Raw genomic sequence first — 10,814 nt, forward strand, 5'->3', positions numbered from 1 at the left:
AGAATTAAAAAACTATTATGAAAAAAACTATTCAAATTTTATCTATTGCGCTATTATTGCTTGTCCTATCAGGAATTATTATTTTCTTCTTTAATCCATTAAATTTGAGAAATAAAATTATAGGATCAATGGTCAATTACTATTTTCAAGTTGACGCCTTAGAAAAAACTGGAGCAATTGGTGGACTTAAAGAAAACACCTCACCCACCATAAACGTCAATCCAGAAACTGGAGAAGTTGTACCACAAGACAAAAATCCCCTACTAAGCACAGAGCAAGAAGAAAGATTAGAAAGCTTTGGAGTAGATGTTGAAGCTCTTCCAAAAGCAATAACTCCAGGAATGACAACTTGTTTCATAGATAAATTAGGTGCGGAAAGGACAAATGAAATAGTTGCCGGAGCTACTCCTGGTCCACTCGAAATTTTAAGAACCAAAGAATGTCTAAGCCAATAAAGCTATGGGAGTAAGATTTTATCCAACAATTACTGCAATTTCAGGAAATGAATATAAAAAACTTGCCGAAGCAAAAAAATTAAAATTAACTGAAGTATGTGTTTTCCTTTCTCCTCTCAAGCCAGAACAAAGAGAAAAATTCTATAAAGAATTAGAAAAAAGCAATATCGAAGAAATACCTTTTGCTCATATTAGGGGAGATTTTACCAAAGATGAAATTTATTACTTGAAAAAAAGATTTAAAACTAAAATTTTTAATTTTCACTCAGTAAACCAAAATCCAATACTTATTGATTTTAAGGAATTAAAAAAAGAAATTTATATCGAAAACACGATGACAGAATTTACTGAAGATGAAATTAACAACTATGCTGGGATATGTATCGATATTTCTCACCTAGAAAATGATTGTCTTATAAATTCACCAAGGCATATCTATTTTAAAAAACTGATTACTCAAATGAATTGCGGTTGTGGCCATGCTAGCGCAATCAAAAATACAAAAGAATATTGCCCAGTTGCAGAAAATGAAAGACATGATAAACACATATTCAGCGACCTAAAGGATTTTGACTACTTAGTAAAATACAAGAAAATTCTACCCCCGATTATTGCCCTTGAAGTTGAGAACAGCTTAGAAGAACAACTAGTGGCAATCGAGTATATAAACAAGCTATTAAAATTATGATTTGTCCAAAATGTAAAAATGAATTTAAAAAGGCTGAACACATTGTCTACAAACACGGCAGTAAAAATTTTCTCAAATCAACTTGCCCAAAGTGTGACTACGTTTTAAGTGACAAAAAAACAATGTTAGGAAAAGTAGAAAGACTTATTGCTCTTTTAGTAATTTCTCCTTTTATTTTCTTTGCATTTCTACTTTTCAGCTTGACTATAAAAAATTCAATATCACTTACTTATTTAAACTTATTAGCTTTAACTATATTCAGTATTTTCCTATTATTCCTAATTGGTGAAATTAGAAAAAAAGTCCAAAATAGACAAACAATTACTCAAAACAAAAAAGAGCTCCAGTAGAGCTCTTTCTTTCTAATCTATAAAGATTATATTCTATCCAAATAATGCATAAGTATAAGTAAGAGCATAAACATTTAACACTACCCCTGTTATTAAAATAAACAGAAAGTCTGCGTTAAAAACATTTCTATGACTCTTTTCCTTGGCTTGTTCTTCGATCTTTGCCCCACATTGAGAACATTGACCTTCTTTGTGTTCATGGTTCATAATTTTTGTTTTTATTTTAATTATACTAGTATTATATCAAATATTAGCTAAAATGTCAATCCAGGGCAATCCTATGGCTAACATTAAATGTAATAATATATTTATCCACAGACCTCTTAGCTTATTTTAGTAAAATTATAAGTTTTAAATAAATAGAGCTTTGCTAATATTAGCAGACAGCAACTTTTTTAGTTATTATATAGTAATTTTTATCATCTTTTAATTTCGTTACCAACACAAAGGCATCCGAACCTTCTTTAATCTTTAAATCTTTGATAAGTTTTTCGGGCAGAATAGGAGTTCCCCTGTTTATCACTGATAAATTTTCAATGCCCTCTTCTCTTAAATCTCTCTTTAATATTTTTAATGAAAATGGCTTATATCTAAGCACTTTGAAAATTCTAAACTTATCTCTGGCCTCATTTATTAGGCTATTTTTAGTCAAAAAAGCAATATTTTTGTTAATTTTTGATAAACCATGCTCTTTTGCTATTTCATCGATTAAATGAGCTTTAATTATTGCTTTGTTGGGCTCATATATATAAGTTTCCGGCTTATCATTGATTGGAGCCTGAATATCTTCGTCACAGTTTATTATTTCCTTTTTATCATTGCCGATAAATATAGTCGCCTTTCTCTTATTTTGTCTAAATTCACCAAACCACAAAAGAGCAACCTTATTTTCGTTATTTTCTGAAACTATTTCAATTTCGGGTTTTTGAGGAAATAAATCAATTTCCTTATAATCGAAAGCTGGAGAAACTTTAATGCAGACATTTTCAGTAATTTTAAATATTTTTGCCAGCATTTCTAACACTTTTGGTTGAGTATTCATAAATGACCTAGTTTTTGTATCACCTTCTCTGGATCGCATTGGATCCAGAAAAAAGGCATCTGCGTCCTCGTCTATATTAAAATGGGCATTCCCAACTCTAAATTCGATATTATCATTAACTCCATAAGCAATAGAATTTAATTTAGCCATTTCAATGCTAGTTTTATCTAGGTCCACTGCAAGTACTTTGCTATTTTTAGCGAGAAAGATTGCATTTCCTCCAATACCACAAGTCAAATCTACAACTTTTTTCATTCCAATAAATCTTTCAGCAATGTGTCTGGCAATCTTTTCACTCGTTGCCATTTCAAGAGTTGGAGAATCAAAAAACATTTCATCTGCTTTTGAAAACTTGGTTCGCGCTTTTTTGCGAAGTTTAAGGAGGGTTATCAAATATGGATAATGAGGAACACCTTTTTTGGCTAAACTAAAAGTAAGCATCTCCAAGTCATCGTCAGAAAGGTCTTTATATTTCTCAATCAATTCTAATCCTTCTGCAGTTGTATAAAATTGTATATCTTCAATTATCATAAATATACACTATCACATCCCCAAAAAAGAAGCTAAGCTCCTTGATTTATTTGACAAACTCTGTTAGATTCTATTATAGCTTATTATTAATTACTTCAAATAAAATGGCACTATCAATCGGAATAGTTGGTCTTCCCAATGTTGGAAAATCAACTTTATTTAATGTCCTAACACAAAAAAAATCAGCCGAGGCTTCTAATTATCCTTTCTGTACTATTGACCCTAATGTAGGAATTGTAAAAGTCCCAGATGAACGTTTGGAAAAAATTGCCAATGTTTCAAAACCCCTAAAAGTTCTTCCAGCTACTATTGAATTTGTTGATATTGCAGGTCTAGTTAAAGGTGCTTCAAAGGGAGAAGGGCTTGGTAATAAATTTTTATCTCACATTAGAGAGTGCGATGCAATTTGTGAAGTTGTACGTGAATTTGAGGATGGCGACATAATTCATGTTCATGGAAAAATTGATCCAGATGGCGATAAAGAGACAATTAATCTCGAGTTAATCTTTGCTGACCTAGCAACAGTTACAAAAAGTCTAGACAAAGTTGCTAAAGATGCTAAGACCGGAAAGAAAGAAGCTGTTGTCTTGCGTGATTTATTGGCAAGAGTTAAAGAGGGTCTTGAGAATGAAAAATCAGTTAGAGAAATAGAAATGAATGATGAAGAAAAGTTATTGATTAAATCTTTTAGTTTATTGACCGCCAAACCGATAATCTATGTTCTAAATACAAAAGACATTACTCAAGATATAAGTGAACTCAAAAATAAATGGGGTGACGATGTTATTGCTCTTGATGCTAAGATGGAAGAGGAAATTGCTAAGATGGAACCCGAAGAACAAAAAGAGTACATCGACGAGCTTGGTCTTGATAGCTCTGGCCTAGATAAACTTATCAAAGCTTCCTATAAGTTGCTTGGACTTTCAACATATTTTACAACAGGGAAAGAAGAATCGAGAGCTTGGACTTACAAAAATGGTTTTAAGGCACCGCAATGCGCTGGGGTCATTCATACTGATTTTGAAAAAGGATTTATTAGGGCAGAAATTATGAAATACGAAGATTTTATTCGTGAAGAAAGTGAAGCAAAGTGTAGAGATAAGGGATTGATTAAAACAGAGGGGAAAGAATACATAATGCAAGATGGCGATATTTGCCATTTCTTGTTTAACTAGCATCAAAAAAATTATTAATTTTGAATTTTGAATTTCGATTCAATTTCTAATTTTAAATTAAATAATTAATCATTCATTCAAAGTTCATAATTCTAAATTAGTAATTCAACACAATGGATATAAAACAAATCAATCAATTTTTAGAAGAAAACAAATTACCAAAATTTCGTCTTAAACAAATCTTAAAAGCAGTATGTACTGATAGTGTTTCTAGTTTTTCAGAAATCTCAACGCTCCCTAAGGATTTAAGAGAAAAAATGGACAAGGAAATCGACATTCTTTCTTTTGAACCAGAAGAAATTCAATCAGACAAAAAAGATGGTTCCCAAAAAGTTCTCCTAAAACTTTCTGATGGTAATTTTATTGAAACTGTTCTAATGCCTGGCGTCAATGAAAACCACTGGACTGCTTGTATTTCATCACAAGTTGGCTGTGCTATGGGTTGTTCATTTTGTGCAACTGGAACAATGGGCTTCAAAAGAAACCTAAACTATGAAGAAATTATCGATCAAGTTTTATTTTGGAAACAATATTTATCTAAAAACAAACCAGAAGATACTCTCGCTAACATTGTTTATATGGGGATGGGCGAACCTTTTATGAATTGGGATGAAGTTTCAAAATCAATTCATAAGCTACTCGACGAAAGTCTTTTCAATTTTTCTGCTAGACATATTTCAGTTTCAACTTCTGGCATCGCCGATAAAATAAAAAGATTTGCAAAAGAATTCCCACAACTAAATCTAGCTGTCTCCTTAATATTCCCAAACAATGAAATTCGCTCAGAACACATGCCAGTTAACAAAAAGTTTGATTTGCGAGAATTAGCTCAAGCCATTAATTATTATTTAATGATAACGAATAGAAAAATATTTCTTGAGTATGTTTTGTTTGAAGGTGTAAACGATGAAGAATCACACGCTCAAGAACTTGCTGCTTTTATAAAACACATTGAGAAAAAGCAATTAGTTCATATAAATTTGATTCGATACAATACTACTGACGCTAAATTCAAATCATCAACTAGAGAAAAAACTATTGCTTTTCAAAAATACTTATCTAAATATAAAATTTTCTCAACTGTTAGAAAAAGTATCGGAGGAGAAATAAACGCAGCCTGTGGGCAGTTGGCTGGGAAGATTGTTGACAACCCTAAGAATAAAAGTTAGATTGCAATATTGATTTAAATAATTTTTATGAAAAAATTAGCTACAATTTATATTCTATTGCCAGTATTAATAATAATGCTCTTTTCTGGATGTTTGAAAAAGGAACTGGTTGATATCCCAGAACCAATATCCCCAATAATTGATGAGGTTGTAATTTCAACAAGCACTGAAGAAAATATTCCAGTGTGGCCAGAACAGATTTACACCGAAGAAGACTATATTGGTTGGAAAACATATGTTAATGAAAAGTTAGGTTATAGTATTAAATATCCTGCAGATTGGACAATCAATGCTTGTGATGAGGGGTGTACTTCGAAAGAGGTGATTATTAATCCCCCTGATGCAGAGATGTTTATTAGCTATATAGGTATTGGACTAGCCGGGAGAAGTATAGAAGAAATAAAAAATAGTTATCAGAATCCAAATTATTGGGAGGGGAAAATTTATAAAGACAAGAAAATAATATTTGCCAACAGAGGATCTTTATTATTATATGATGGACCTCATAAAAATAATTCTGGGATAGCCATAAAAAATAATTCTATAGTATACAATATTAATATAGGGAAAGATAATAATAAAAAAGTCTTACAGGCATTGGCTAGCTTTAAATTTATTGATTAAAATAATTTTTATGAAAAAATTAGCTATAATTTATATTCTATTGCCAGTTTTATTAATAATGCTCTTTCCTGGGTGCCTAAAAAAAGAAGTTATTGATGTCCCAGAACCAATATCCCCAATAATTGATGAGGTTGTAATTTCAACAAGCACTGAAGAAAATATGCCTGTTTGGCCAGAACAGATTTACACCGAAGAAGACTATGCTGGTTGGAAAACATATGTTAATGAAAAGCTAGGTTACAAAATACAATATCCTGCAGATTGGACAATTAATTCTTGTGATGAGGGGTGCACTTCGAAAGAAGTAATTATTAATCCTCCTGATGCGGAAATGTTTACAAGTTATATTAGTATTAGTTTGGAAAGTAGAAATATAGAAGGAATTAGAAGCGTTTATTTAAATCCTGATTATTACGATGGGAGACCAGATACAGAATCTGAAATTATTTTTTCTGGTTTAAAAAGCTTTAATTATATAAATGGAATTGTTAAAAATGCCAGAAGTATCTTTATTGAAAATTATACGAATAACAAAATGTTTCTGGTGTCTGCAGAGAAAGACAATAATCCAAAAGTATTACAGATACTAGCTAGTTTTGAGTTTATTAATTAAATTAATTATATTTAGTAGCACATTGACAATCTACCGGTATTTAATGCCGCCAACCAAAGGAGTTAGTCATGAAGAAAGTACTTGCTTTGATTTTAGTTTTATTGTTAACATGGACAATTCAATCATTTCCAGCAGAACTTATGTTACCATTTTCTGGTGGCCAAACATGGAGTTGTGATCAAGGAAATTACAATGATCCTGGAAACCAGATGGGCTGGTTTTGTTACTCAGACGAAGATGGAGATGGAGATATTGATGGTACCTATAATAGCAATATGCTATGTACCACAGACTCTCCTGATAGAAAATGGCAATGGTCAAACCCGACCCACAGAGATGGAACGAAATTAAACTATGCCTGGGATTTTAATATGGGGTCTACTTCGGACCTTGGGTTGCCAGTCCAGTCGCCTGCAGATGGAACAATTGTGTATGCTAAAAACAGTAATACTGGCTGGGGTAACACGATAATTATTGATTACGGTGATGGAACTTTTGGTAAGCTTGCTCATCTTCAATTGATCAATGTCTCAGAAGGTCAAAATGTGTCCCAAGGGCAACAAGTGGGTACCTGCGGAGGGACTCCATACTGGTCACCACATATTCACTATCAAACTCAAAGATCCAAAGAAATTACTGAACAAGCAATCAAGTCAACATTCATTGATGCTGAGGAGGCTGATTTCATTCCAAAAGAAGGAGGTAAATACACATCCCTAAACACACACAACCCTTATAACAATTTCAAAGTTGGAATGTTTTATGACGGGTGGAAAATTGAACCCTGGGGGACATCTTTTGGAGGTATTTTTGTTCCATATTCAAGACCATTTGTAATCACTTATTTTCACGAGGGTGGATTAAATTTACTAGGACACCCAGCCAATGAAGTGCGTAAGGGAACAGTTTATGAATTTCCAGGATATCACGCTGAAATGGGAATTGATCTTCCATATATTCAAGACATTCAAAATACCAGTGGTGGATCTCCTTGGTTAACACTTGTCTTAAACCCCTATAAACTAAATCTCCGCATGGGCTATCTTGGGATTGTATTTCCCATCAATGGGAGAATCAGGGATTACTGGAAGGCTTATTATTCACAATTAGGCTATCCTGTCTGCAATGAATATTCAGAAATTGTTAATGGCAAAGAATACGCTGTTCAATGGTTTGAGCGCGGTATTAATAATTTTCTAAAAGTAACCTACAATATTAATGAAGGAACCTTCAATGACCCTGAAACAGATTACTTGAGTTATGGTGACCATCTCAACCAATCTGTTTGGGACAATCTTGGTTGTCCATTAGGAGTTTGCGGAGTGGGTGGAGACGGAGAAGACCCAAACCCTGAACCATATCCACCTACGCCAACCGCCTATACTTTTGGACAAGCAAAAATTTGTACAAATATTGATGAGAATTGGAATTGTGTTGATGAAAAATATATTTTCTATAATATTGATAATGGAGTTTTTTCATGGGTAGAAATACTAAATCTATATGAGGCTATTGATTTGAAATGGGTCTGGTATAGTCCAAGTAACAATATTATCAGCCAAATAGAGGAAAGAACTGACCAGCCATATGAAGGGGAATATATCGGATGGTGGCGCCATAACTCATGGGTAGATTTATCTGACTCATCTGAGCGTGGGACATATATGATAAAATTCTACATCAACAATATCTTAACAAGCACATCGTTCTTTGAATTAAAAGAAATAGGAGAACTACTACTCCCTCCTGCGGGACTTATAATAAATTGAATATATGGCTAGTCATTGAATTGACTAGCCTTTTTTTATTCACAAAATTAGTCTTGGATTATTTTTAATATTTTGATATAATTAAAATAACGTAACAGTTCTTTTAATTGGAAGCCTCTTCGGTAATTCTAGATGAAAGGGTTCACCATGAACGACACTCCACCACACAACTAAGTCTGTTCTCTTTTCTCTAAATTAAAATTAGTTTATCGAGCAAAAGCTCTGAGAGGAGGTGCCTTGTCTTCGAGGGGACTAATCTACCCCTCACAGCTCTTAAAATGATAATACATTGTTAAGCTCTTCTAAAAAAGCCTCGTTAACATAACGAGGCTTTTTTTATATAAATATTTATTTCCCCTTATGCTGCCTGCCCGTCCTCTGGCTTGGCGCTTTCCGAAGCATCCTCTGGAGTTTGAATTTATTGGTTATCAAACTCATCAAAAATTTCAGCATCAATTATTTCTTCCAGAACATCTTCAATGGTTACAATGCCCACAAATTCATCAAGTTCTTTAACGATGAATAAATGATTTCTTGATTTTCTAAAGTCATTTAATAGATGGTCTAGATTTTTTTCTTTTTCAACTACGACGACTCTACTTCTAGCAACTTCTTCTGCGAGCTTGTTGTGAGTATCTTCCGAAATTAAGTCCTTGGCATAAAGAATTCCTAGAATTGTGGCTGAAGATCCATTGTGAATTGGAATCCTTGAAAACCCTTTTTTTATAATTAAGTCCAGGGTTTCATTGTCTAGGATTTGTTTTGAAGAAAGCATAAAAACGTTTTCAGCTTTTGTCATAACATCAGAAACTTTCATCCCTGAAAAAGCGAGAGCTCCTTTTACAATGCGCTCTTCATCTTCATCGATATCAGAAACAGGAGAATCCTCATGTTCTTCAATCATTTTCATTAATTCTTTTTTTGAATATACCGTTGGTAATTCCTCTCCAAGTATTTTGTCTAGTGCCATGGCTATGGGTTTGGTAAAAATATAGAAAATTGCTCTAAAAAGAATAATTAACCAAACAAACTTCGCCCCAAAAGACAGGGCATTTCTAGAGAATGATGCTTGAGGGATTATTTCTCCAAAAATAACGATGAGTCCAGTTGCAATAAGAACTGCAACAATGCCTGAGGTAATCGAACCTAGAAAAATAGAGAGAACAGAATTTACTGCTACATTACTAATAAGCAATGTTGAGAGAAGAAGATTACCATCTTTTCTCACTAACAAAATCTTCTTTGCTTGCTTGTCACCAAGGTCAGCCTTCCTTTCGAGGTCGTTTTTGTTTAAACTAAAAAAACCCAGAGTTAGCCCGGAGAACAACGCTGAGAAAAGTAGAAGTATCGCTATTATTAAATAATCCATAAATTTTTAATGCATTCTTATATTTTGATTTATATATTTATTATACCTTTTTATTGTATTAGTGCAAAATAAAGCGCCCAGTTGTTGAGCGCCTTAAAAAAATTTTATTGGGCTACTAGTGCCAGCAAGAAGGGGCCCAATGTTTTACCTTCAAAGACCATTACTTTTGCTGTCTCTTTGGCGCAATCACTGCAAAGACCAAATGTTAGCATACTGCTTTTCCCTAATACTTCTTCCTCCTCTACGGAAAGATATCTTCCTGAATAACATTTTTTCTTAGAACATTCTGAGCAAGTACGCTTTTCTGTGTTGCTCTTGCAGCCAAGAACTTTTCTACAAGAACAGACTATCAATAAATCTAAAGGTTGATTTTTCATATCTATTCTCCTTTCAGAAAAAAAGCTAGTATTTAATGAACTTAATATAATTTAATGATACCACAAAACTATGATTTTGTAAAGGATTTTAGAAAAATTTTATTTTTACTTATTTAAAGCCTTGTGATTGTCTAAAACTATGGACAATAATTTTCTATTTAAGGTAAGGTGTCAACACATTTTGTGATTGAGTAGCTATACTCTCTTGGCTGGTATTAATGTTAAAAAATGATTGAAATGGTTTGAAGAAATCATCTAGAATCAAACAGGGGAAATTACATATTTTGTCAGCATTGGTTATTCCAAGTTTTTCTAGTTTTTGTTTCGGTGATAATCCATTCATTCCAATTCCGCTGTGACTGCGATTATTGAAATAGATTATCCAGAATTGAGCTTCTAGTTGAAATTCTGTGATTGTATTAATGTAATCTCCTCTAGGGCAATAGAATTCTTCATCGTCTGTTCTGTGGCTTCGCTCTACCAGATTTTGCTTCCACTTAGCTCCTTCCGTATCATAAACATAGGTATTGTAAATAGAAAAGTGCTCGTTCCACTCTTCCTGTTTTCTCTTCGAACCAGAGTAGAACTCACCACCCATATCCATTTGTACATTAATTTTTGTTGTTATGTTGTGAGATCGCAACCAACACAC

Annotated in this window: 13 protein-coding genes; 8 read left to right on the plus strand and 5 right to left on the minus strand. The window is 33.0% G+C overall.

All coding sequences use genetic code 11. The annotated features are described in order from the left end of the window. The first annotated feature begins 17 nt into the window (after nt 1-17). Genes PF572_06155 through PF572_06165 form a run of 3 tightly spaced genes read left to right on the plus strand, consistent with a single transcriptional unit; the run spans nt 18 to nt 1,493 of the window. Nucleotides 18-455, plus strand: a complete 438-nt coding sequence (locus PF572_06155) for a hypothetical protein (protein ID MDA3840636.1) — start codon at nt 18-20, stop codon at nt 453-455. A gap of 4 nt (nt 456-459) precedes the next feature. Next, entirely contained in the window at nt 460-1,143 is a 684-nt protein-coding gene (locus PF572_06160; GenBank protein ID MDA3840637.1) for a hypothetical protein, read from the plus strand. After that, entirely contained in the window at nt 1,140-1,493 is a 354-nt protein-coding gene (locus PF572_06165) for a hypothetical protein (protein MDA3840638.1), read from the plus strand. Before PF572_06160 ends, PF572_06165 begins: the two co-directional genes overlap by 4 nt. A gap of 33 nt (nt 1,494-1,526) precedes the next feature. On the opposite strand, the gene PF572_06170 is transcribed toward PF572_06165, so the two are convergent. Further along, a complete protein-coding gene (locus PF572_06170; GenBank protein ID MDA3840639.1) occupies nt 1,527-1,700 on the minus strand; it encodes a hypothetical protein in 174 nt (57 codons plus the stop codon). Between the two features lie 169 nt (nt 1,701-1,869). Continuing rightward, nucleotides 1,870-3,066 (minus strand): methyltransferase, encoded by a 1,197-nt coding sequence (locus PF572_06175; protein MDA3840640.1) that lies wholly within the window; start codon nt 3,064-3,066, stop codon nt 1,870-1,872. Between the two features lie 104 nt (nt 3,067-3,170). Between PF572_06175 and ychF the strand changes: the two genes are divergently transcribed. The 5 genes from ychF (at nt 3,171) to PF572_06200 (ending at nt 8,416) form a co-directional block, all read left to right on the plus strand. Beyond that, on the plus strand, nt 3,171-4,241 hold the full coding sequence (ychF, locus tag PF572_06180; protein ID MDA3840641.1) for a redox-regulated ATPase YchF: 1,071 nt from the start codon (nt 3,171-3,173) through the stop codon (nt 4,239-4,241). Nucleotides 4,242-4,354: 113 nt separating this feature from the next. Next, the gene (rlmN, locus tag PF572_06185) at nt 4,355-5,410 is read left to right on the plus strand and encodes a 23S rRNA (adenine(2503)-C(2))-methyltransferase RlmN (GenBank protein ID MDA3840642.1); all 1,056 of its coding nucleotides are present in this window, start codon (nt 4,355-4,357) and stop codon (nt 5,408-5,410) included. A gap of 27 nt (nt 5,411-5,437) precedes the next feature. Next, nucleotides 5,438-6,034 carry a hypothetical protein gene (locus PF572_06190; protein ID MDA3840643.1) on the plus strand — a complete coding sequence of 199 codons (597 nt, stop codon included), beginning with the start codon at nt 5,438-5,440 and terminating at the stop codon, nt 6,032-6,034. Nucleotides 6,035-6,044: 10 nt separating this feature from the next. Next, the gene (locus tag PF572_06195) at nt 6,045-6,647 is read left to right on the plus strand and encodes a hypothetical protein (GenBank protein ID MDA3840644.1); all 603 of its coding nucleotides are present in this window, start codon (nt 6,045-6,047) and stop codon (nt 6,645-6,647) included. Nucleotides 6,648-6,715: 68 nt separating this feature from the next. Further along, the gene (locus PF572_06200) at nt 6,716-8,416 is read left to right on the plus strand and encodes a M23 family metallopeptidase (GenBank protein MDA3840645.1); all 1,701 of its coding nucleotides are present in this window, start codon (nt 6,716-6,718) and stop codon (nt 8,414-8,416) included. 418 nt (nt 8,417-8,834) lie between these two features. Here the strand turns inward: PF572_06200 and PF572_06205 are convergent, their stop codons facing one another. From PF572_06205 to PF572_06215, 3 genes are all read right to left on the minus strand, one after another. Beyond that, entirely contained in the window at nt 8,835-9,785 is a 951-nt protein-coding gene (locus tag PF572_06205) for a CNNM domain-containing protein (GenBank protein MDA3840646.1), read from the minus strand. 104 nt (nt 9,786-9,889) lie between these two features. Then, nucleotides 9,890-10,162: a hypothetical protein gene (locus PF572_06210; GenBank protein MDA3840647.1), complete on the minus strand. Its 273-nt coding sequence runs from the start codon at nt 10,160-10,162 to the stop codon at nt 9,890-9,892. 154 nt (nt 10,163-10,316) lie between these two features. Continuing rightward, nucleotides 10,317-10,814 (minus strand): hypothetical protein (locus tag PF572_06215; protein ID MDA3840648.1); only part of this gene is annotated, 498 nt, incomplete at its 5' end.

The organism is Patescibacteria group bacterium (genome assembly GCA_027858235.1).
Lineage (GTDB): Bacteria > Patescibacteriota > Patescibacteriia > Patescibacteriales > BM507 > BM507.

Excerpts from the sequence above, each read along its gene's own strand:
- ychF (MDA3840641.1), top strand. The coding sequence starts at position 3,171 with ATGGCACTATCAATCGGAATAGTTGGTCTTCCCAATGTTGGAAAATCA.
- PF572_06210 (MDA3840647.1), bottom strand. The coding sequence starts at position 10,162 with ATGAAAAATCAACCTTTAGATTTATTGATAGTCTGTTCTTGTAGAAAA.
- PF572_06155 (MDA3840636.1), top strand. The coding sequence starts at position 18 with ATGAAAAAAACTATTCAAATTTTATCTATTGCGCTATTATTGCTTGTC.
- rlmN (MDA3840642.1), top strand. The coding sequence starts at position 4,355 with ATGGATATAAAACAAATCAATCAATTTTTAGAAGAAAACAAATTACCA.
- PF572_06190 (MDA3840643.1), top strand. The coding sequence starts at position 5,438 with ATGAAAAAATTAGCTACAATTTATATTCTATTGCCAGTATTAATAATA.
- PF572_06200 (MDA3840645.1), top strand. The coding sequence starts at position 6,716 with ATGAAGAAAGTACTTGCTTTGATTTTAGTTTTATTGTTAACATGGACA.
- PF572_06165 (MDA3840638.1), top strand. The coding sequence starts at position 1,140 with ATGATTTGTCCAAAATGTAAAAATGAATTTAAAAAGGCTGAACACATT.
- PF572_06205 (MDA3840646.1), bottom strand. The coding sequence starts at position 9,785 with ATGGATTATTTAATAATAGCGATACTTCTACTTTTCTCAGCGTTGTTC.
- PF572_06195 (MDA3840644.1), top strand. The coding sequence starts at position 6,045 with ATGAAAAAATTAGCTATAATTTATATTCTATTGCCAGTTTTATTAATA.
- PF572_06175 (MDA3840640.1), bottom strand. The coding sequence starts at position 3,066 with ATGATAATTGAAGATATACAATTTTATACAACTGCAGAAGGATTAGAA.
- PF572_06160 (MDA3840637.1), top strand. The coding sequence starts at position 460 with ATGGGAGTAAGATTTTATCCAACAATTACTGCAATTTCAGGAAATGAA.
- PF572_06170 (MDA3840639.1), bottom strand. The coding sequence starts at position 1,700 with ATGAACCATGAACACAAAGAAGGTCAATGTTCTCAATGTGGGGCAAAG.